We start from the raw sequence: 22829 nt of genomic DNA, 5'->3' as shown, positions 1-22829 counted from the left end.
AATTTGCTGTAACCCCCATTACCTAATTCGCATATTCCAGTGTGAGATTTGTTTACGGGAGATCGTTTATAAGAGCTACTAATCCCGCTTCGGTAGTAGTGCTTGTTGTTTCAATTGTTTCTAAGTGATCTTCTTCGATGGTTGTTCCTTGAATCGCATATACGTATTCATCGTTCTGAACGGATACAAAGATGATGTGTACTTCTAATCCTATTGGGATTAATCCATAATGTTCAGAAAACAGTTCTGTTTCTGGATCGTAGATGTCTAGTAATGCTAATGCAGTTGGTTCTCCATCATAGGATACGTACACATTGCAGTTAGTATTGTCAAAACCTTCAGGAACATCTACTTGCAGCATGGTTTTAGGTCTTGGATCATTATACCAACGGTCGATGTTTGTCCATCCAAAATTGCTTATAAAACCTCCATAACCACTTACACCTTGTCCATTAGGTCCTTCTCTTTGCATGGGCTCCAAACCTCCTTGTTCATCTTCTTCCCATACAATATCACATTGCATTTCATCTCCATCACAATCATTATCCTGCCCATTAAATAATCGCATATCATCATTAAATTCATCAGCTGGAGCAAAAAGTATAAAATCGTTAGCAAGTTGCAGTTGTTCTCCGTTTTGAGTGGCGTTTACATAAAATTCTCCACCAGAAACCAATGTTTCTATATCACCATTAGGGCGTTTTCCGTTGGTAGGCATTTTAGTAAGTAGCATTTTTGCTTTATCGTAGATTTCAATCAATTCAATAGTAACGGTTCCGGTAACGGGACTTCCGCTATCATCTACGATACTATTTGGAGGAAAATAAAGGATCGTACCTTCCAATCCATAGATTTCTCCAGTTCCACCACCATTTAGTGTAAATGTTTGTAACGCTTCTTCTCGATTTTCTGTAATCTCTGTTTCTAATTCTAGTCCTCCTAAAGTAGGACTAGCTAAGATAATGTCATTATCATCATTTTTGCTGCAGCTTGCTAATAGCAGTATTATGAAACCTAAAAATAAAATTTGTATCGTCTTTAGGTTTGCATGCTTACTATTATTAGACAATGCAATTGTTCTACTATTGTTTTTCATTTTTTTCTAATTTTAATGGTGCTTTTTTAATTATTGCACTTGTTGTTTACATCTTCATATCAATACCTGTTGTTTTTTGTTACCCTTTTTTTAAAAACTTTTTTAAATTAGATGCATAGACCAATCTTTTTTATGGGAAATAACAAGGTTCACGCAGATCAAAAATATATCGAAGCTCTTTTGAAGAATGATACGCTAGTATTGAAAGAGATCTACGAAAAATTTGCTCCTAAAGTAGTTGGGTATATTAAAAAGAATAGTGGGGATGAATCTAAGGCTCAAGATATTATTCAAGAAACATTGATGACAATTTATGCTCAGGCCAAAGAAAAGAAATTGGTGCTCACTTGCCCTTTCGACGCCTATTTTTTTTTGTTGTGTAAAAGAAAATGGTTGAATGAATTAAAAAAGAATAACAAACAAAAGGTAACAATTAATGAAGAGATCGTATCTAAAGGTGACGAGAGTGAGCAATACGCAAATGAAACCATGATTTTTGAAGCTAGGAATGAACTTTTTTCAGAGGTTTTTGAACAACTAGGAAAGGCTTGTAAAGAATTATTGAAGGCTACATTTACCATAAAGTCAATGGAAGATGTTGCTTCAAAGTTGGGAAAATCTTATGGATATGTTCGTAAAAAGAAGTCTTTGTGTATTGGTCAGTTGACCAAAATGGTTCAGAGCTCTCCAAAGTATAATCAAATAAAAAACTTGCTATGACCCCAGAAGAAAAATACGAGCTTTTTGAACGAAAAATTAGTAATGAAATCTCTAGAGAGGAGGACCAATTGTTATCTCAGATAATTGAAGATGATCAGGCTATCGCCCAAGAATTTAAAACCTATCAAGAATGGAATTCATATTTATCATCTAACCTTGGTTTAGATACAGAGAAAGCACAACTTGCGAATAATCTAAAGAATATATCTGATACCTTCTTTACTAAAGAAACTCAAAAAACAAAGTCTAAGGTGATAAAGATGCCTTCTTGGGGATATGCGGTAGCTGCCAGTGTATTAGTTCTTCTTGGAGTTTATACCTTTACCAAGAGTACTATACCTATATATAATGATTTTGTTTCGATACCTGAGTTGTCAATAAGTGAGAGAGCTGATACCAATGAAATAGGTAAAAAAGCTGAAGAGGCTTTTAATTCCAATAATTATAAAGAAGCTGAGGTGTTTCTTAATCAATTATTAGAAGAAGATAAGTCGAACTCTGAATATCTTTTTTACTACGGAATATCTTTGGTAGAATTGGATGAGTTTGAAAAAGCATCAGAAGTTTTTACAACATTACAAAACGGAACATCAATTTATAAGTATAGAGCTATCTGGTTTGAGGCTCTGAATCAATTAAAACAAAAAAATACAGATAAGTGTAAAGTGCTATTGGAATTAATTCCCAAAGAAGCAGAAGATTATCAAACAGCTCAAGAATTACTTGAGGAATTGTAAAATAATTCAGAATTGTTCACTTTAAATTGTTAATTAGTTGCTAATAATGCAATAAAAATTAAGTTTTTGTGTAATTATTAATGCGCTATCACCACTAAATGATAGAATGTTTTAATAATTGTGAGTTATGAATGGATATAGATCAGTACCAGCTGTTGAGAAAGAAGATATTAAATTTTTGCGTTTTCCTAATCAAGAAGTGCTTCGTGATAAAAAAGATAAATATTGTCGATCAATAAATGTAGAAAGAGCTATGCGCTTAGGAAACTTAGAACATGAAAAAGTAAAAATAATTTTTGCGGATGATCAAGGAGCGAAAAAAGTAGAAACTACTATATGGGGAGTAACAGAAAAGGCTGTTATTCTAAAACAATCTACAATTATACCCTTAAGGAGAATTATAAGTATAAACTAATTACTTATTTCTTTTAAAAAGCTAAAAATGTGCGTGCAAAATTTAATTACTTTTGCCGCATGATACTTACCGATACACATACGCATATTTATAGTGAGTCTTTTGATGAAGATCAAGAGGAGATGATGCAAAGAGCAATGGCGGCTGGAGTAAAAAGATTCTTTGTTCCAGCGATTGACTCTGAGTATACAAAATCTATGTATGCGATAGAAGAGAAGTACCCAGAAAATGTATTTCTAATGATGGGTTTACATCCTACACATGTAAAAGAGAACTATAAAGAAGAATTACTACATGTAGAGGGGGAACTAAGTAAACGATTAGATCACGATAATGATCTAAATTTTTACGCCGTAGGAGAAATTGGGATAGATTTATATTGGGATAAAACTTTTCTTGTACAACAACAGGAAGCATTTAGATATCAAATACAGTTAGCTAAAAAATATAAATTGCCTATTGTGATTCATTGTAGGGAGGCTTTTGATGAAGTTTTTGAAGTATTAGAATCAGAAAAAGGGCCAGATTTGTTTGGAATTTTTCATTGTTTTACGGGTACAATCGAACAAGCACATAAAGCTATTGATTGTAATATGAAACTCGGTATTGGAGGTGTGGTTACTTTCAAAAATGGAAAAATTGATAAGTTCTTACATGAATTTTCATTAGATCATATAGTTTTAGAAACAGATGCTCCTTATTTGGCGCCTACGCCTTACAGAGGAAAAAGGAATGAAAGTTCTTACTTGATTCAGGTGGTAGATAAATTATCTGAAATCTATAATATATCTGCAGAAGAGATAGCTGCAATTACTACACAAAATTCAAAAGATATATTTGGAATCTAGAATATGTTTTTAATTTAAATTTTGTTCATTTGTTAGGTCTTATAAATAAAGGTAAGCAATGAAGAACTCTCCTAATATATTATTGATTTATACGGGTGGAACCATTGGTATGGTGAAGAATTTTGAAACGGGTGCATTGGTAGCTTTTAACTTCGATGAACTCCTGTTAAGGATTCCCGAATTAAGACAATTGTCTTGTAATATAGAAACAGTTAGTTTTAAAGAACCGATCGATTCTTCAGATATGGATGTAGACCGATGGAGAGAATTAGGGGATATAATCAATGAACATTATAATTCTTATGATGGTTTTGTAGTGTTGCATGGGAGTGATACAATGTCGTATACAGCTTCTGCTATCAGTTTTATGTTTGAAAATTTAGGGAAACCTATCATATTTACAGGATCCCAATTGCCAATTGGAGATTTAAGAACAGATGCTAAGGAAAATTTAATTACAGCAGTTCAGATTGCTGCTTTACAGAATAAAGGTAAGCCAGTTGTTACAGAAGTAGGATTGTATTTTGAATATAAGTTACTACGAGCAAATAGAACTACCAAAATAAATGCTGAACATTTTGAAGCTTTTCAATCACTGAATTATCCCGCTTTAGTGGAGTCAGGTGTACATTTAAAGGTGCATACTTCTTTTTTGCGAGAAGTAAATCGTAGAAAGAAAATGGTTTATCATACTCATTTTGATAATAATATAGTGGTGATAAAGATGTTTCCAGGTATTAATGAAGCTATTCTGAAGGGTATATTTGCTTCAGAAACTATAAAAGGAATTATTCTGGAAACTTATGGATCTGGTAATACTACTACAAAACCATGGTTTTTGAAGCTTATTTCTGATCTAATTAAAAAGGGAATTCCGGTTGTAAATGTAACTCAGTGTGCTGGCGGAAGTGTAGAAATGGGTAAATACGATACGAGCGTAGCTTTGAAAAAAGCAGGTGTTATCTCAGGAAAAGACATAACTACAGAAGCAGCTTTGGCAAAACTGATGTATTTATTGGGAGAAAAATTACCGCTTAAAGTGCTCAAAACCATTTATGAAACCTCTCTGCGCGGCGAAATGTCAGAAAATTAACGCCTCAAATTTTAGTAGTTAACATTTTTTTTGTTATTTGCTCAACCATTTTGGGCAAACATTTATAGAGAGGTGGCCGAGTGGTCGAAGGCGCACGCCTGGAAAGTGTGTATACGTCAAAAGCGTATCGAGGGTTCGAATCCCTTCCTCTCTGCATTATTATTAAAATTATAATGGATATTATAATATTTTTTTATCTTTAACCCTTTAACTAATTAAAATTAAGAATCAGCGCAATGAAAAGACTATTTTCTATTCTGGCAATCGCAACAGTAATGGCTTTCGGAAATATACAAGCAGCTACTGCTCCAGCCCAGTTAACGACAAACGTGCAATTATTAATTGCTCCAATAACAACAACTATTCAAGCAGAAGAAGCTGCTGCTGAAGAACCAGAATCCTTTCACCAAAATCTTAAAAAACGTTTTATAGAAGGAGGTCCTAGTTTCATGGGAATCGTTCTTTTATGTTTGATTTTAGGTCTTGCGATCGCAATTGAGAGAATTATCTTTTTAAATTTATCTACTACTAATAGTAAGAAACTACAACAAAATGTAGAAGACGCTTTAAATAGTGGTGGAGTAGAAGCAGCTAAAGAAGTTTGTAGAAATACAAAAGGACCAGTTGCATCTATCTATTATCAAGGTCTTGACAGAGCTGATGAGAGCATAGACGCTGCAGAAAAGGCAGTTGTTGCTTACGGTGGTGTTCAAATGGGACAATTAGAAAAGAATGTTTCTTGGGTATCATTATTTATCGCTCTTGCTCCAATGCTTGGGTTCATGGGTACGGTAATCGGTATGATTGACGCATTCGATAAGATTGAAGCAGCAGGAGACATGCAGCCATCATTAGTAGCAGGAGGTATTAAAGTAGCACTTCTTACTACAGTATTTGGACTTATTGTTGCAATTATCCTACAGGTATTCTATAACTACATTATCGCTAAGATCGATAGTATTGTAAATGATATGGAAGATGCATCGATTACTTTAATCGATATGTTGGTAGCTTACAAAAACAAGAAGTAATAAGAGTTTTAAAAGACTTTCATAGTCAAAAGAATTAAAACATTTATTATTTAAAAATAGAGTTGTTGTATTTAAACGACTCGTTATAAAACATAAGTCACATGAAAATTTCAAAAATATTATCATATGTTGTACTAGCGGTAGGTGCAATAGGTGCGGTATTGTTATTTCTAATGAATGGTAACTTTACAACACTTATGGATAACTATGGTATCACGGAAGCTAAAGATTTAGTGAAAGACACTTCGTCATCTGCTTTTGCAGAAGCTACTTCTTTAGTTAGTCCTATGTACAACCTTACACTAGTAATTTTTGTAATCATTATTATCGCTACATTGATTGCAGTTTTTTCAGCTTTAGCAAAGAATCCAGCTGGTCTAAAGAAAGCAGGAATTGGTATTGTTGCTTTCTTAGTAGTAATTGGTATTGGATACGCAATGGCAAAAGGTGTAGAAACGCCTATGAAAGATGGAGAAGTTCTTTCTGCTAGCGGTTCTAAATGGGTAGGAACGGGTATTTACGCTTTCTACTTTCTAGCAGCAATTGCTGTTGGTTTAATGATTTTATCAGGAGTTAAAAAATTAATAGGTAAATAATATGGCAAGAAGATCAGCACCAGAAGTGAATGCGGGATCTATGGCGGATATTGCGTTTTTACTTCTTATATTCTTTCTGGTTACTACAACCATTGATACAGATAGAGGTATTAGTCGTAAGTTACCACCGCCATTAGATGAGACCGTAGAACCTCCAATTCTTAAGCAAAAAAATATTTTTGTGGTAGAATTAAATAAAAATAATGATCTTTTAGTAGAGGAGGCGCCAATGCAGTTGAGTGAATTGCGTGCTGCAGCTGTTGCTTTTCTAGATAATGGAGGAGGAACTGGTGATGAAGCTTGTAGCTATTGCAAAGGAGAAAGAAGTCCAAGCTCTTCAGATAATCCTGAAAAAGCGGTGATTTCACTTCGTAATAACAGAGAAACAAGTTATGCAGCGTATATTGCTGTTCAGAACGAGTTGGTAGCAGCATATACTGAATTGCGTAATAGAGAATCTGAACGTCTATATGGTAAATCTTTCCAGCAAATGGAAGAAGAACTTAAGGATGTGAATTATTCTGGTAGTAAGGATAGACTTAAGGATCAGATTAAGCAAATTCAGTTAATGTATCCAGAAAAACTTTCTGAGGCAGAACCAAAGAAATAATAGTATAAACGTAAAAACGAAATTATGTCTAAATTTAAAAAGAAAAAAGGTGGTGAACTACCTGCTATTTCTACAGCATCGTTACCAGATATCGTATTTATGTTATTATTCTTTTTTATGGTTGCTACGGTAATGAGAGAGAATAATCTAAAAATCGAGAATAGACTTCCTCAAGCAGACCAGACTGAAAAATTAGATAAGAAAAACCTAGTAATGTATATTTACGCTGGTAAACCTAGTTCTAGATACGCTGCAAGTGCAGGTACTCAGGCTAGAATCCAGTTAAACGACAAATTTGCTGAGGTTAGTGATATCAAACCTTTTATTTTAGCTGAGAGAGCTGCTAAAAGGGAAGAAGAGGTGCCATTCCTTATTACTGCTTTAAAAGTAGACGGTGATACGAATATGGGTCTTGTAGGTGATATTAAAAAAGAACTTAGAGAAGTTCAAGCGCTAAAAATAAATTATACTACAAGAGAAGGTGCCGCAACTGGAAACTTTCAATAAAGGTTAAAGACTTTATATTAAAAAATCCCGCTTTTTAGCGGGATTTTTTGTTTACATAGGTTTCTTATATAGAAACTGTTTTCATCCAACAAACTCTATCCTTAGATTTTCATGCTAATGATACTGAGAAGTCAATATTTAAAATTTCTACATAGACTTGCCACTATGGCATAACAATTGTTGCAAATAAATAAGACTGTGATCTACTAATTACATCAATATCTAACCTTCCAAGCCACGTGATATTGAAATAATGGAGTTATCGGTTTTATTGTTGGTGGATACTATTTCAGTATCACCATAAGATTTTATATATACTTAGTGTATAGATCAAGTTTATCCATTTTGTTTTCAGATATACATATCACTTCGAGTTCGCAGTAATTGATTTAGTAGGTAATTATTAACTAAATATGAATTATTATGGCTAGAAGATTAGCACCAGAAGTGAACGCAGGTTCTATGGCAGATATTGCCTTTTTATTATTGATCTTTTTTTTAGTGAGTACCACTATCCAAACAGATTATGGAATTAGCAGGAAGCTACCACCACCTCCAGAAGAATCAACAACTGGTAGTGTCATGGTAAAGGAGAAAAACCTTTTTAGGGTAGAGTTAAATCAACTCAATGAGTTGTTTGTTGAAAAAAAGCGATTAGAACTAAAGGATTTAAGAGCAGCGGCAATTGCTTTTTTGGATAATGGAGGCGGAGAATCAGATCAATATTGTTCCTATTGTAAAGGAGCTCATGACCCTAAGTCCTCTGATAATCCTAATAAAGCGATTATTTCTCTTATTAATAGTAGAGAAACTAATTACGAAGCCTATATCGCAGTACAAAATGAATTGGTTGCTGCTTATACCGAATTAAGAAATAGAGAAGCAACAAGATTGTATGGAATGACTTTTACCTTAATGAAAGATCATTTAAAAGACCCTAACTATTCTGGGGATAAAGATAGACTTAAAAAACAAATTGAAGAGGTTAGAGGTATGTATCCAGAGAAGCTTTCAGAAGCGGAACCAGTAACAGCAGAATTATAAATAATTAAAAACATCCATATGTCTATATTTAAGAAAAAAGAAAAAGAGGGTATGTCAGCTATATCTACAGCATCACTACCCGATATCGTGTTTATGCTATTGTTCTTCTTTATGGTGGCAACAGTAATGAGAAAAGATACATTAATAGTTAAGAATGAATTGCCATTTGCGGATCAAATAGAGAAATTAGATCGTAAAAATATGGTCATACATATCTATGCCGGAAAACCAAGTTCTCGGTATAAAAATGTAGGATCTGAAGCTAAAATTCAGCTAAACGATAAGTTTGCAAACATTAAAGATATTCAACCTTTTGTATTGGAAGAGATAAAGTCCAAACCAAAGGAATTGCAGCCCTATTTAACAACTGCTTTAAAAGTGGATAAAGATACTAAAATGGGGTTAGTTGGAGATATTAAGAAAGAACTGAGAAATATTCGTATGCTTAAGATTAATTATACTACCAGAAGTGGAGAAGCTACAAATAATTTGAAATAAAAACCTATTAAATATTTATAAGAATTCCATGAGTATTCGTGGAATTCTTATTCTTTTTCTAAAACGTTATCTTTTCTAAAGAAATAGAATTATTTTAGTGAATTGTATGGGAGGGATATTGAAAAATTCAAAAACTATAAAATTATTACTGACTTTAATAGGTGTTATGTTTGCTGTAATGTCTTGTTTTAGTCAAAGTGAAACTCAGGTAGATAATGCAAAAAAAACAGCCTTAGATTCGCTCTACAGAGAAGATCAATTTTATGCGGGTTTTACGTTTAATTTACTTTGGAACACACCTTCGGATATAAGTCAATCTGGATTTTCTGGAGGATTACATCTTGGGTATACTAGAGATATGCCTATTAATAAAAGGCGAAATGTCGCTATAGGTCTAGGTTTGGGATATTCAATTAATACTTATGGACAGAATCTTTTCATAGGAGAGGATATAGAGACAGGGAAAAGTATTTTTAGTAACCTTGATGGAGTAGATTTTGACAAGAATAAATTTATCACACATTTGGTAGAGGCGCCTTTGGAATTTAGGTGGCGCACATCGGTTCCTAATACACATAAGTTTTGGAGAATTTATACAGGACTTCGAATTGGTTATTTGTACTACTTCGATGCTAAGTTTGAACAACCTGGTAACCAAGTAAGACAGACTAAAATTGATGAGTTAGATCGCTGGCGCGTAGGAGCTACCTTTACATTTGGTTGGAATACCTTTAATTTTCATTTTTATTATAGTCTTAATCCTTTGTTCAACGGAGATGCTAGAATAGGAAATGAAAGAGTTGGTTTAAATGCTGCTAAAATAGGCCTGATGTTCTACATATTATAACCAGAAATTCAATAAAGTAAGTTGGGGTATTACTCCAATCAGAAATCCTAATGTCAATTCTAAATTTGTATGCGCTTTTTCGTGTAATCTGGAAGTAGCTACAAGACCATTGGCAAATATCATTGCTGCAATCAATAATATAAGATTGATCTCAAAATGGATGCTTAAAGCAATGGTAAACATCGTAACTGCTCCTGAGCCAAGCATATGTAAACTTGCTTTAATATCAAAAAAGACAATAAATATGGCGCTTAGTGAGGATAATAAGACTCCAAGAAAGAAAAAATATAGTTCTGGATAATTATATACATCTATAATCATTTTAATTACTAGAAGTAAAATTAATGATTGCAGAAGAAGAGGGATTTTTCTTTGTTTTGCATCTTCTAAATGGATAGAAGAAACAATACCCATTGTTTTTAGAAAAAAGTAAAGGACAATAGGAATCAAGATAGTAACGACTACTAATCCAAAAATTTTGGCTTGTACTATGTTTTCAGGAATAAACCTTGGAGCAGTAACGAAATAAATTACCGCGCCAGCAATTGGCATCAGTAACGGGTGAAAAATGTATGAAATGCTTTTTAGTAAAAAATTCATTAAATCTTCTTTCGCAGCCTGGCTACAGGAATATCTAATTGTTCCCTATATTTAGCTACCGTTCTTCTAGCTATAGGATATCCCTTTTCTTTAAGGATTTTAGCTAGCTTTTCATCTGTAAGAGGTTTTTTCTTATCCTCTTCTCCTATGGTTATTTCCAGTATCTTTTTAATTTCTCTTGTGGATACTTCTTCACCTTGATCATTGGTCATAGATTCAGAAAAGAATTCTTTGATCAATTTAGTTCCGTAAGGAGTGTCTACATATTTGCTGTTAGCAACTCTAGATACGGTACTTACGTCCATATCAATCTCATCAGCAATATCCTTTAGGATCATTGGTTTTAGACTACGCTCGTCTCCACTTAAAAAATAACTTTCCTGATAGTGCATTATTGCACTCATCGTTAAAAAAAGTGTTTGTTGTCTTTGTTTAACAGCTTCTATAAACCATTTGGCAGCATCTAATTTTTGTTTTATAAATAATACTGCATCTTTTTGAGATTTAGATTTTTGTTTACTGGCTTTATAGCCCTGAAGCATATTATTGTACTCTCTAGAAACGTGCAATTCTGGAGCGTTTCGACCATTTAGGGTAAGTTCCAATTCTCCATCAACAATTCTTATGGTAAAGTCAGGAACTACGTGTTCTATTAGCTTGTTGTTTCCTGCATAAGCTCCGCCTGGTTTTGGGTTTAATCCTTCGATCTCTTCAATTGCTTCTTTCAACAGATCTTCTGTGATATCAAATTTAGCAAGTAGTTTTTCATAATGTTTCTTGCTAAAGTGATCAAAAGACTTTTCTAAAATCTGTGTGGCTAATTTTATAGGAAGCGTAGTTTCTTTTCTGTTTAATTGGATTAATAAACATTCTTGAAGATTTCTAGCTCCAACACCTGCTGGATCCAGTTGGTGAACTGTTTTTAGGATGCTTTCAATTTTTTCTTCTGTGGTATATACATTTTGTGTAAATGCAAGATCATCCAGTATGTCTGTTAGAGATCTTCGTATATAACCACTTTCATCAATACTACCCACAAGAAATTCTGCAATCTCTCTTTCTTCTGGTTTGAATCGATACGTATTCAGTTGATTTACAAGATGTTGATGAAAAGAAGTTCCCGAAGCATACGGAACATTTTTTTCTTCATCATCAGAGCTGTAATTATTAGAACTTAAGCGATAACTAGGTATTTCATCATCACTAAGATATTCATCTACATTGATTTCGGTTTCTATTTTTTCAGTGCCATAATCATCATCTACACTGCCCTCATTACTATAAGCATCTTCATACTCATCCATTTTTTCTTTACCACTATCTAGTGCAGGATTCTCTTCCATTTCTTGCTTTAGACGTTGTTCAAAAGCTTGTGTAGGAAGTTGTATTAACTTCATTAATTGAATCTGCTGTGGAGAAAGTTTTTGAGAGAGTTTAAAATTTAGTTGTTGCTTAAGCATAAAAATATCAATGTTCTTATACTCACAAAAATAAACAAAATACAGCGTATTTTTGTAGGTATTCGATGGTTAGTTTAGTGAAACTTTTTTTAAAATTTGTTGAAAACAATGAATTAAAAAAATATAGTTGAACCAATCCCATATGTAGTATGGGGTCTCATTCAAATAGTTTTAAAAGCATAAATTTTTAAAACTATTTTATGCAACTAATCAATAAACGCGCCAAAATAGATTTATTACACATTGATAGACGCTTTTTTTAGTTAAAAAAAAGCCAAATAAATACTGATCAAGGAATGAAAATTTTATTCTTAATCGCATAAATTACCAACCCTGTTCGGTTTTTAAGATGTAGTTTTTCGAATATAGAATCCCGATATCCTTCAATGGTTTTAGGACTCAAGCACATATCGCTCGCAATTTCTTTATACGTTTTTTCGGTGCATGCATGTTTAATAAATTCCATCTCACGATCCTTAAGTACTACTTTGTTTTCTTTCTTAGGATTTAAGGAACCTAATAGTAAATTGGTCACATCTTTGGTATGGTAAAACCCGGTTTCCTGTACTTCTATTAATGCATTTTCTAAGATGCTTTTCTCTGTGTCTTTTAGTAAATACCCTTTGGCACCTGCTCTCAGCATTTTAAGAATGGTTTTTTCATCTTCTTCTACAGAAAGTGCTAATACATTTACTTGTGGATATTCTTCTTTAAGAGCAATAGTAGTTTCGATACCATTCATAATGGGCATATTAATATCCATTAATACAATATCTGGAATGTTTTTAGGATCTTTAAATCGCGTAAGTAATTCTCTTCCGTTTTTACACAGGTATAATATTTTAAACTTAGAAAACCCATTCACCAATCCTGCCAGTGCCTGCGATAATAGGATATGATCTTCTACAATAACTACTGAGTATTTCATTTTTTTTTGATGTTTTGTGTGTATAGCACTTATTATGCGCTTATTTATTTTGATTCTTACGTTAGTCTGAGACTGTCGAAGACTCTCTTATTTTTGTACACTTCGACATCTGTCCGTCTTTGGAGGTAGAACAGTGTAACAAACTAATATAAATCCTCTTCCTCTTCTTGTTCCAGTTTTTTATAATGATAGGTTAGTGTAATGGCTGTTCCCTTTCCTTTGGCGGCATCTAAGCTAACTTCTGCATTGATCAATTTAGCTCTGTTTTGCATATTACATAAACCAATACCTACTTGCTTTTTATTTCTAACATCATTCATGTCAAATCCAACTCCATCATCCTTTGCATGAATCACCAACTTCTCATTGCTATATTTTACGTTTACACTTAATGTAGAAGCCTTAGAATGTTTAATGGTATTACTAAAAAACTCCTGCAATATCCTAAAAATAATCACTTCTGCTTTGTCATCTAAGGTGCGTACTTCTGTATTACTACTTAAGGTTGCTTCTATAAATTGCAAACGATTAAAACGTTCCACTTCTAGTGCAATAGCTTCTGTAAGACTTAAACTCTTAATCGCATCAGGATTTATCAGTTTTGATAAAGCTCTTAGCTCGGTTAAGCTCTTAGTAATGGTATCGGTAACCTCTGGTAGCTTTTCTGGATCTTCTTTGGCAACATCTACCTGTATTTTGGCAAGCGTTAACAACTGACCAATATTATCATGCAATTCCCAGCTAATATTGCGCAAGGTTTCTTCACGTATTTCTATCTGCGTTTCGGCAATAGCTCTTTCAAATTTCTTTTCGGCTTCTTTTTGTTTCAATAACAAGCTATTCTTTCTTCTTTGGAACACCCAAAAAAGTGTAAGAATTAGCAGAACTAAAACAATTAGAACTATAGTAGCTATTAATATTGCTGTTTCTTGTCGCTCCATATAAATCCAATAATAAAACAGAAGTTCATAATAACTGTTAATGTAAACATTACTAAAAAGTGTACAGTAGCATCGGTCAACTCTAAATAGTAATTTCTTAAAATTCTAAAAGGGAGATTACCTACAAAATAAATTAAGAGCCCAAAACTGATCCAAATAAGCAGGTTCTTTTTTGCATGTAGAACCTGCTCAGAATTTAAGATTTCAAAAAAGTATAATAAAATTGTTATTACTAAAAATAAAGCCGAAATTATATATGGTAGCCTTTGGTGTTCTATCAAGTAATTTTCAAAAAAACCATTAATTAAAAAAGCCAATATGTATACTGTAATAAAAAATGAGGCCGCTTTTTTATTCCTTTTATTCTTAAAGTTATATCTATATAACAGCAATAAGTAAGTGAAATTGATGACATTGTAAACATTATGAATAATCGCATTTTTAAGATCTAAAGATCTTATGTAATAACCTAATAATTCATTGATTACAACATACCATAATAGATAAATAAAGTATTTTAAGAAAATCGTGTTTTTGTATTTGTAGTAATAGATTGTAGCAAAAATAGCGGCAAGTATTTCCACTCCAATACCGATTTTCATTAATACATTTAAAAATTCATTACTTAAACTCATTTTTATTTTACTGTTGTTTTCCCATTGGAGGTGATCCTGTTAATTCATTTGCGATTAAACTATTTTCTTCATCTTCTTGCATTGTACTGAAGCTGAAAAATCCTGCTTTTTGGATATTTCCATTCTTATCGATTCTACTGTCTAGGCCTATTTTATCTCTTAATAACTCGACTTTAAAGTTGTTGTCTAATGTGTATCCCAAATGTTCTATATTACCAGCAGCATCTTTTACTTCTTGTGTTGGTGCTATAAAGAAGGTCTGTCTTTTTGCGTATCTTTTATCTTCTTTGTCTCTTAAATAGTTATCTGGATATAAGGCAAAATAAAATCTAAATCCAGATGGCTTTACTTTTGCTCTACGTGATTGTACTCTTACATAGCGGATATACTTCTGTAATTCATCAATATCATAAAACAAGGATCTAGTGGCTTTAAATTCATTTCCTTCTCCATCTTGCCCTACTACTTCGTTGATTAATTCTTCTCGCTGATCATATAAGTGGAAGATCTCTTTGGCAAAACCAGATTGGATGATATTTTCAGGTTTTCGTTTGTCATCGATATTGCCCAATTGAGATTTTAATGCTGTAATTTCTTTCTCATAGGCTTCGATCTTCTTTTTATAAGTTTCTAATTCAGCGCAATTTGTGGCTTCATTAGATTTATTGCATGATCCTAATAAAAGGCAAGCACATGCAATCATTAGATACTGTTTGATAAGGTTAGTTTGTAGTTTCATTTTTTGATAGGTTTAATAAGTATTTGTGTGATTCTGGCAACAGCCAAAATGTTAGTTAGTTAAAAAACTTAAGTTTTTGTTAAGTTTTCAGTTTTAAAAATACCATTTTAAATAGTTTTAAAAAATTCGGAATACCTAATAATAGATGTTTTGTCACTGAAATTGTTGAATTACAAGCGTTTTGGAAAATTAGAGATGAGATTAGGTTATAGGCAAAAGGGGTAAACACCCCTTTTAAAAAAAGTGGAATAACGGTTGATTTATTGTATCCTCTCCCAACCTCTCCTTCAAAAGGAGAGGAGCTAATAAAGTCCCTTTTTGAAAGCCTGTCCGTCTATTAAGGAGGAAGAGATTTAGGGCAATGTTTCTAAGTACGGTAATCTACCAAGCATCTGTATTAGATTTCTATCCATTATCATCTTATTGTAAGAAAAACTGTAGGAACTTGTAGTACGAGTTTATTAAATCATTAACGATTGTCTAGCTATAAGAGGTGTTTTGTTTTCGTAATCGATAATATTTGGGGATTTTTCTACTAAATTTTTGCGAAAACAAGCACGAAAGTTTTTCGATAGAATTGTCAATCTTCTAGTAAATAACGGGGAAAATAGAGCGACTTGATAATGTCAAAAAAATGGATTTAAAAAAATGTTAATTTTTGATTTTAGCGAAAACGTTTTTCGTTAAATAAATTGTTAAAAATTAACTTTCAAATTGCCAAGCGGCCTTTTCTTTTCTTACTTCATAGTAGCTAGAACAGCTAAGAACTAAACTTTTCGAAAAGTAACTTTTGCTAACTCACAATGTTAAACAAAAACTAATAACCGCAATCATGAGAAAAATTTATCTAGTACTTAGTGTAATCTTTGGTTTGTATTCCTGTGCATCAGATATAGAAACCTTAGACTCAGAAATGACAATCGAACTATCTTCAAAAAACAGTTCGGAAAATGTGAAACTCATAAGCGCATGGACCGCAAATAGGAGTAGTCCTGTTCAGATCAACTACCAACGTAAATTTAAGGTAAAGGTTAAAAATTTAGCCTACCAGAAAGAAGTAGCTATACACCATGAAACCAATAATGGTGGTTGGGTCGATATTCCATTAACGTATGATCAAAGCATTGGTAGTAACGAAGAGATTTGGGTAGGAGAGGTAACACCTGATAACGAAATCTATAGTACAGACTTTGTGGTAAAATATACTGTAGATGGTGAAACGTATTGGGATAATAATAGTGGCAAGAACTATAGCATGTTGGTCAATGTAGGAGGCTTTTTATCGCCAGATGTAGATGTAGAGGTAAATGATAGCTTTACTAGATGGGCAGGAACTTCGTTTGCTATCAATGTAAACGCGAGACGAAATTATGGTGATAATGCCACAGTAGAAGTAGTATATACTACAGATGACTGGGCAACAAAAAATACTGTACAGATGTCTTATCAACGATATTTTAGAGTAGGATATGCACATTATATCATGAGTCCTAATCAGCATGATGTGGATATTTATGATACCCTAATCAGAGTCCCAGATGAAGTAGATTCCATTGAGTTTGCAGTAGTGTATAAGGTCAATGGCGAAGAATACTGGGATAATAACTACGGAAATAACTATACCCTAAGTAAAATCACGTATTAACCAATAATAACCAACAAATCATTTAAAATGAAAAAGTACCTTTATCTATTAATCAGTCTTGTAGTACTCTCTTGTAGTCAAGATGATTTTATAGAAAACTCAGAAGCTTCAATAAATTCATTAGAAGTTTCAGCAAAAAATTCAGATCCTGTACAATTAGTAAAAGCTTGGACGGTTTACAGTTCTTACAGAGGATTTCAGTCGTATACAAGAAACTTTACTGTGGAAGTTGAAAATCTAGCGTATGCAAAGAATGTTAGCATTTACCACCAGAGAGTTGATGGTAGCTGGGATGAGATTCCTTTAGCTTATGATCAAAGTATTGAAGATGGACAAAAAGAATTATGGACTGCAACCTATACACATGGTGGATTTGCAATTGATAGAATATACGCAGATGAGTTTGTAGTTCGATATGAAGTAAATGGAACAGTATATTGGGACAATAATAATGGTGCTAATTATGCTATGTCTAGAATGGAAGGCTGGTTCTTCGCAGATCCAGAACTTAATGTCAATGTAGATACTAATTATACTAGCTTATCATATTTTCCAAATGGTAATACGAACTCCTTCAATATTACAGTAGATGTTCGGAACTTAGCTCCAGATAAGGAAGTGGGAGTAGTGTATACATCAGATAATTGGCAAACGCAAGAGTATTTACCCCTAACGTATCGCCAGTTTTGGTCTAATGGTCCTTTGTTTACAGTGCAAAGTCCGAATAATTTTGGTATAGAAAGATGGCAAGGATATGCTGCATTAGATCCTTCAATTAATGAAGTTGAGTACGCTGTTGTGTATAGAGTAAACGGAAACGAATACTGGGATAATAACTATGGTAATAATTATAAAGTAGCCATAAATGATTACAATTAAATAAGCATATTTATTGTAAGTGTGGAAGTCCACCTGGCATGTGTGTTAGCTGGGTGGGCTTTGTTTTTATAGTACAAGCTCCATTTTGATGTTGCTTCGTAAATATGGTGAATCTTTCTCAAGTTCAATTTCCATAAAACCATATTTTTTATAGATGTAGATGGCATTTTCAAGTTTCGTATTGGAGTAAAGTATAAGTTTGGTCCAGTGCTGTTTTTTGGCAAAGTCAATGCAAAAAGTCAAAAGTTGCTGTCCTATTTTTTGTCCTTGAAATTCTGGAGACACTGCCATTTTTCCTAACTCATAGATACCTTTTTGATTTTTAATTAATGAAAAGGTTCCCGCAATTTCAGAGCCAACTTTAGCAAAGAATATATGGCCTCCAGTATTGATAATGGTTTCTTCACATTTTTCTAAAAGTTCTACATCGTGAGGTTCTACAACAAAGTATTTTTCTAACCAAGCGACATTAAGATCAGCGAAATCTTTGGCATACTTTGGGTCAAATGGGATAATTGTAACTTCTTTCATAGCGTTTATGGTTGTTGTCTAATGTTTTCTAATATACGTTTGCTAAGAGATTTCTCTTTAAACTGATTCTCCATATAGGTTAAGTGGCGCGTTAAACTAGTCGATGAACCTTCAGTAACCCATTTGACTTGCTTGTCTATAGTTTGCCAAACAGGAACTAGTTGATCATGTGTTTTTTTTCCTTTAGAGGATAATTGATATAGTTTTTTACGTTTATCCTTGGTATCCGTTTTATATCGTATCAAACCTTTTTTTGATAGTTTTTGTAAGCCTTGAGTAATCGCAGGCTGCGTATAATGTAGTTGCTCCTGAATTTCTGAAGTGGTTACTATGTTTTGATCAGCAATAATCTTGAATATAGGAAATAGGTACGGATCGAATTGTATTTGAAGCGTATTATAAACAATTTGAGTTTCTTTCATCAAATAGTCACTAAGACGTTTAAATCTTGACCCCAATCCTAATTCTCCAAACTCTTGTAAAGAATCTCTCATTAATTAATAAGTAATTATATAAGTACTTATGTAAAAATATAAAATTTAGAAATTCTATACAAGAAGAATGTTGATTCTATATCATGTATTCTAAATCAGGAATGTGCTGAAATATGAATTATCCATGGTAGGTTTTTTTTTAGTAGATTTTTATAGGAATTTCATTTTCGAATTCTTTCTAGATGATAACGAATACTACTCTAATTACTACTAATACTATTCGTCATAGATTTTCGGTAATTTTCGTTTAATAGTTTCGTTATCAGTAGATTATGGTTTTCAGGGATATTTCTGTTTTTAATCTTTGATTTTCAATAATAAACCCGGATATAACAATCAACAAAATTAACCACACAATGATTATTTCAACTCGACTAAAACTATTTGCACTATTTGCATTCTTTTCTTTTGCAATGAGTGCCCAAAATCCTCAAGGCGAATTAAAAAGATGGCATAAAGTTACTCTTTCATTTACAGGGCCAAACACCTCTGAGACGGCAAATCCGAATCCATTCTCAGATTATCGTCTGGATGTTACATTTACGAATGGTTCTTATTCTTACACAGTTCCTGGCTATTATGCCGGATGTGAAGATCCAGCAGAATCTAGTTGTGATTCTGGAGCGATCTGGAAAGTTCATTTTGCACCTGGAAAAACAGGTACATGGAACTGGACAGCTTCTTTTAAAACTGGAGATGATATTGCAATTACAACTGGAGGAGCTTCAGCTGGATTTATGGATGGAGATACTGGTTCTTTTAATATCACAGAATCTGATAAAACAGGACGTGATCATAGAGCCATGGATAAAGGGAGATTGCAATACGTAGGAGAACATTATCTAAGACATTCTGGTACAGATCCTGAAAACCCTAACGGTAACTGGTTTGTTAAGGCAGGTGCAGATGCTCCAGAGAATACCTTGGCTTACGAAGATTTTGATAATACACCAAACCGAGGAAACCGACGAAAAAATTGGAATCCCCACCAACAAGATTATGTCGCATCTGATGCTTCAGCATATACTTGGGATGGAGGAAAAGGGTCTGAACTATTAGGAGTGGTTAATTATCTTTCTACCAAAGGGTTGAATGCGTTTTCTTTTTTAACGCTTAGCCTACATGGAGACGATGAAAATGTATTCCCCCATTTACTGAAGGTCACCGAAAGTGTGTATAATGGGTATAATGATAGTCAACAATGGAATCAGGGTGTACATAAAGATCGTTTTGATGTTTCAAAAATGGCTCAATGGGAAAAGATCTTTGAATATGCTGATAAAAAAGGGGTGTTTATGCATTTTAAAACTATGGAGACGGAGAATGATAATATGATGGATAATAATACCAATGGTAGAGAAAGAAAATTGTATTACAGAGAACTGATTGCAAGATTCGGACATCACTTGGCACTAAACTGGAATATTACAGAAGAGACAACAATTCCAGATAATGTGGTGAAAAGTATTGCATCTTATATTAAAGATGTAGATCCTTATGATCATCATATTGTGTTGCATACATATCCAAATCAGCAGGACCAAAGATATGATCCTTTATTAGGTGCTAATTCTGAACTTACCGGAGCGTCTATTCAAACAGGAAAAAACAATGTGCATAATGATGTAAGAAGGTGGCTTGAGAAATCTAGAAATGCTGGAAAGAAATGGGTAGTTGCTAATGATGAACAAGGAAGCGCAAATATAGGAGTAGATCAGGATGGTACTGAAGATAAATTGGTTCGTGATCAAGTACTTTGGGGAACATTTATGGCTGGTGGTACTGGAGTAGAGTATTACTATGGTTACCAAACAGGAGAAACCGATTTAACAGCTCAGGATCATAGGTCCAGAGATGTAAAATATACACACGCTAGTTATGCATTGCACTTTTTTGAAACGTATTTGGATTCTTATTTAGTGGATATGGTTTCTTCTGATGGTCTTACCTCCGCTGACGATTATGTACTAGCAAAACCAAATGAGGTATATGTGGTGTATCTTCCAGATGGTGGATCAACCAATATCAGTTTACCTTCAGGAACTTGGCAGGTACAATGGTTTAATCCAAGGTCAGGAGGCGCATTGTCTTCTCCACAAGGAGTTACCAATTCTTTATCTGCCCCAGATACTAATGATTGGGTAGCTTTGATAAAAGGTGAATCAGACGGAGAGCCAACATGTGATGATTTAGAAAGTATAGCAACACAAGATGCCTATTTACAAGGAACTACTAGGTTTAACACGGATGAACTTAGAGTAGAGCAAGGAAATAGAGTTTCTTATTTGCAGTTTGATGTACCATCAACAGAAGATGCAGTGAGTGCTATTAAACTGAGATTAACAGTAAACGATGATCCTGGTCAGGGTACTATAGATGTTTATAAAGGAAACGCTAACAATTGGACAGAAGGAAACTTATCCGATGCTAATAAGCCATCAGAAGGTGATAAAATAGGCTCTATTAATGGTGCATTTTCTGCTGGGCAATCATATGAATGGACCTTATCTGATGTTTCACAAGGAGAAACAATTTCATTAATACTAAAACATACAGGTTCTAATGATGTTTCGTTTCATTCTAAAGAAGGAGCTGTGGCTCCAAAAATCATTGTATCCTTAACGGATTGTAACGATGGTGGTGATGGAGATGGTGGAGGAGACGGAGATGGTTCTTCATGTGTGCCTACAGAAGAGAATGGTGTGGTAGCAATAGAAGCAGAAGACTTCGTAAGCCAAACAAAGACAGAAAAAAGACAATGGTATTTCCAAGATGGAACAGTTTCTACACCAACTCCAGATCCAGATCCTAGTCATCATGCTTCTGCCAGTGGTGGTGGATACTTAGAAATTTTACCTGATACCAGAGTAACTCATGATGATCCATTGGTTAATGGAGAAAGCTTTTCTAATACACCTGGAGTAGTAGGGGTTTTAGACTATAATGTAAAGTTCAATTCTCCAGGAAAATATTTTGTTTGGGTACGTTTGTATTCTACAGGTTCTGAAGATAATGGGTTACATGTAGGGATCAATGGTACTTGGCCAGCTTCTGGACAACGTATGCAATGGTGTGCTGGTAAAAATCAATGGACTTGGGAAAGTAAACAACGAACAAATGCAAATCACTGTGGTGAAGAGCAACTTATTTATATAGATGTTCCTAGTGCGGGAGTACATACAATCTCATTGTCTATGAGAGAAGATGGAACAGAAATCGATAAGTTTGTTCTTTCTAAAGCATATACAAAACCGACGGGTACTGGTCCTGATGTAGTATTGTCAGATTGTCAATTGTCTGTTGATGAATTTGATAAGGCCCAATTTAAGGTATATCCAAATCCTGCTAATAATCTAGTAAATGTAGCAGGATTAACTAAAGGCAAAGTATCTGTATATGATATGACGGGTAGAAAAGTGATTTCTGCTATAGAAATTTCTGAATCTGATAATAATTCTTCGATAGATATTTCTAGTATTCCTTCTGGAGTATATTTTATGGTTGTTAGAGATGGAAAAAATCAAAATACTTTAAAGTTTATCAAACAATAGTGTAACTAACTATCTAACTATTTGTAAAAAGGATTGGGTATCATTATCCAATCCTTTTTTATGTTAGATTTTACTTTTCCAATCCCTTTTTTAATACTTCCTGAATTTCGGAGAGGTGATCGCTAAATTGCATCATCTGTGCAAGCACTTGTGCCATTTCGTTTTTATCGCCAAACCCTTTTAATTTGTTATTTTTTACAAAGGTTTCTTGGATAGTTTCCCAGCGATTTTTTTCCTCCTTTGAAATGTTGTTTGTTAGTTCTTTGTATTTCAGAAGATTGGCTTCCGCAGCACTTGTTAAAAATTGTTAATCATTATTGTAATTATTTTTTAGACTTTATTTCTTATATCGTTTTGACCTAATTTTAAAAGCATTTGATCAAG

23 protein-coding genes and 1 tRNA gene are annotated in these 22829 nt (G+C 33.5%); 16 read left to right on the top strand and 8 right to left on the bottom strand.

Annotated elements, in window-relative coordinates; genetic code table 11:
- Positions 1 to 52: 52 nt before the first annotated feature.
- Positions 53 to 1096: a hypothetical protein gene (locus tag Q1A73_RS07640; RefSeq protein WP_299603709.1), complete on the bottom strand. Its 1044-nt coding sequence runs from the start codon at positions 1094 to 1096 to the stop codon at positions 53 to 55.
- 132 nt (positions 1097 to 1228) lie between these two features.
- Between Q1A73_RS07640 and Q1A73_RS07635 the strand changes: the two genes are divergently transcribed.
- From Q1A73_RS07635 to Q1A73_RS07575, 13 genes are all read left to right on the top strand, one after another.
- Positions 1229 to 1816 (top strand): sigma-70 family RNA polymerase sigma factor, encoded by a 588-nt coding sequence (locus Q1A73_RS07635; RefSeq protein WP_299603706.1) that lies wholly within the window; start codon positions 1229 to 1231, stop codon positions 1814 to 1816.
- Positions 1813 to 2553, top strand: a complete 741-nt coding sequence (locus Q1A73_RS07630; protein WP_299603703.1) for a hypothetical protein — start codon at positions 1813 to 1815, stop codon at positions 2551 to 2553. Before Q1A73_RS07635 ends, Q1A73_RS07630 begins: the two co-directional genes overlap by 4 nt.
- 127 nt (positions 2554 to 2680) lie before the next feature.
- Positions 2681 to 2968: a hypothetical protein gene (locus Q1A73_RS07625; RefSeq protein WP_299603700.1), complete on the top strand. Its 288-nt coding sequence runs from the start codon at positions 2681 to 2683 to the stop codon at positions 2966 to 2968.
- A 59-nt stretch (positions 2969 to 3027) separates the two neighbouring features.
- On the top strand, positions 3028 to 3816 hold the full coding sequence (locus Q1A73_RS07620; protein ID WP_299604671.1) for a TatD family hydrolase: 789 nt from the start codon (positions 3028 to 3030) through the stop codon (positions 3814 to 3816).
- A gap of 58 nt (positions 3817 to 3874) precedes the next feature.
- Positions 3875 to 4909 carry an asparaginase gene (locus tag Q1A73_RS07615; protein ID WP_299603698.1) on the top strand — a complete coding sequence of 345 codons (1035 nt, stop codon included), beginning with the start codon at positions 3875 to 3877 and terminating at the stop codon, positions 4907 to 4909.
- 66 nt (positions 4910 to 4975) lie between these two features.
- Positions 4976 to 5063: transfer RNA gene (locus Q1A73_RS07610), tRNA-Ser, on the top strand.
- An 82-nt stretch (positions 5064 to 5145) separates the two neighbouring features.
- Positions 5146 to 5940, top strand: coding sequence for a MotA/TolQ/ExbB proton channel family protein (locus Q1A73_RS07605; protein ID WP_299603695.1), 795 nt, complete (start codon positions 5146 to 5148; stop codon positions 5938 to 5940).
- Positions 5941 to 6041: 101 nt separating this feature from the next.
- Positions 6042 to 6536 carry a phosphoethanolamine transferase domain-containing protein gene (locus Q1A73_RS07600; protein WP_299603692.1) on the top strand — a complete coding sequence of 165 codons (495 nt, stop codon included), beginning with the start codon at positions 6042 to 6044 and terminating at the stop codon, positions 6534 to 6536.
- A gap of 1 nt (position 6537) precedes the next feature.
- A complete protein-coding gene (locus Q1A73_RS07595) occupies positions 6538 to 7146 on the top strand; it encodes a biopolymer transporter ExbD (protein ID WP_299603690.1) in 609 nt (202 codons plus the stop codon).
- 24 nt (positions 7147 to 7170) lie between these two features.
- Entirely contained in the window at positions 7171 to 7653 is a 483-nt protein-coding gene (locus tag Q1A73_RS07590) for a biopolymer transporter ExbD (RefSeq protein WP_299603687.1), read from the top strand.
- 423 nt (positions 7654 to 8076) lie between these two features.
- Positions 8077 to 8697 (top strand): biopolymer transporter ExbD, encoded by a 621-nt coding sequence (locus Q1A73_RS07585; protein ID WP_299603683.1) that lies wholly within the window; start codon positions 8077 to 8079, stop codon positions 8695 to 8697.
- An 18-nt stretch (positions 8698 to 8715) separates the two neighbouring features.
- Positions 8716 to 9195, top strand: a complete 480-nt coding sequence (locus Q1A73_RS07580) for a biopolymer transporter ExbD (RefSeq protein ID WP_299603680.1) — start codon at positions 8716 to 8718, stop codon at positions 9193 to 9195.
- A gap of 118 nt (positions 9196 to 9313) precedes the next feature.
- A complete protein-coding gene (locus Q1A73_RS07575; protein WP_299603677.1) occupies positions 9314 to 10042 on the top strand; it encodes a porin family protein in 729 nt (242 codons plus the stop codon).
- On the opposite strand, the gene Q1A73_RS07570 is transcribed toward Q1A73_RS07575, so the two are convergent.
- The 5 genes from Q1A73_RS07570 to Q1A73_RS07550 all read right to left on the bottom strand — a co-directional run bounded on the left by Q1A73_RS07570 (position 10037) and on the right by Q1A73_RS07550 (position 15345).
- Positions 10037 to 10642: a hypothetical protein gene (locus Q1A73_RS07570; protein WP_299603675.1), complete on the bottom strand. Its 606-nt coding sequence runs from the start codon at positions 10640 to 10642 to the stop codon at positions 10037 to 10039. The genes Q1A73_RS07575 and Q1A73_RS07570 overlap by 6 nt on opposite strands.
- On the bottom strand, positions 10642 to 12102 hold the full coding sequence (gene rpoN, locus Q1A73_RS07565; protein WP_299603673.1) for an RNA polymerase factor sigma-54: 1461 nt from the start codon (positions 12100 to 12102) through the stop codon (positions 10642 to 10644). The genes Q1A73_RS07570 and rpoN overlap by 1 nt, the downstream gene beginning before the upstream one ends.
- A 289-nt stretch (positions 12103 to 12391) precedes the next feature.
- On the bottom strand, positions 12392 to 13030 hold the full coding sequence (locus Q1A73_RS07560) for a response regulator transcription factor (RefSeq protein WP_299603672.1): 639 nt from the start codon (positions 13028 to 13030) through the stop codon (positions 12392 to 12394).
- Between the two features lie 143 nt (positions 13031 to 13173).
- Complete coding sequence (locus Q1A73_RS07555; protein ID WP_299603670.1) at positions 13174 to 13971, bottom strand: ATP-binding protein; 798 nt, start codon at positions 13969 to 13971, stop codon at positions 13174 to 13176.
- Between the two features lie 642 nt (positions 13972 to 14613).
- Complete coding sequence (locus tag Q1A73_RS07550; RefSeq protein ID WP_299603669.1) at positions 14614 to 15345, bottom strand: hypothetical protein; 732 nt, start codon at positions 15343 to 15345, stop codon at positions 14614 to 14616.
- Positions 15346 to 16177: 832 nt separating this feature from the next.
- Between Q1A73_RS07550 and Q1A73_RS07545 the strand changes: the two genes are divergently transcribed.
- Positions 16178 to 16990, top strand: a complete 813-nt coding sequence (locus Q1A73_RS07545; protein ID WP_299603667.1) for a carbohydrate-binding protein — start codon at positions 16178 to 16180, stop codon at positions 16988 to 16990.
- 27 nt (positions 16991 to 17017) lie between these two features.
- Positions 17018 to 17869 (top strand): carbohydrate-binding protein, encoded by an 852-nt coding sequence (locus Q1A73_RS07540; RefSeq protein WP_299603665.1) that lies wholly within the window; start codon positions 17018 to 17020, stop codon positions 17867 to 17869.
- A 66-nt stretch (positions 17870 to 17935) separates the two neighbouring features.
- Here Q1A73_RS07540 and Q1A73_RS07535 read toward each other — a convergent pair whose 3' ends face one another.
- Positions 17936 to 18400: a GNAT family N-acetyltransferase gene (locus Q1A73_RS07535; RefSeq protein ID WP_299603663.1), complete on the bottom strand. Its 465-nt coding sequence runs from the start codon at positions 18398 to 18400 to the stop codon at positions 17936 to 17938.
- 5 nt (positions 18401 to 18405) lie between these two features.
- Positions 18406 to 18894 carry a MarR family transcriptional regulator gene (locus Q1A73_RS07530; protein ID WP_299603660.1) on the bottom strand — a complete coding sequence of 163 codons (489 nt, stop codon included), beginning with the start codon at positions 18892 to 18894 and terminating at the stop codon, positions 18406 to 18408.
- A 356-nt stretch (positions 18895 to 19250) separates the two neighbouring features.
- Between Q1A73_RS07530 and Q1A73_RS07525 the strand changes: the two genes are divergently transcribed.
- Positions 19251 to 22445, top strand: coding sequence for a DUF5060 domain-containing protein (locus Q1A73_RS07525; RefSeq protein WP_299603658.1), 3195 nt, complete (start codon positions 19251 to 19253; stop codon positions 22443 to 22445).
- Positions 22446 to 22829: the final 384 nt, after the last annotated feature.

Source organism: uncultured Aquimarina sp. (assembly GCF_947492115.1).
Lineage (GTDB): Bacteria > Bacteroidota > Bacteroidia > Flavobacteriales > Flavobacteriaceae > Aquimarina.
The sequence above is the reverse complement of the archived record's forward strand: the minus strand, read 5'-3'. Positions and strand labels throughout refer to the sequence as shown.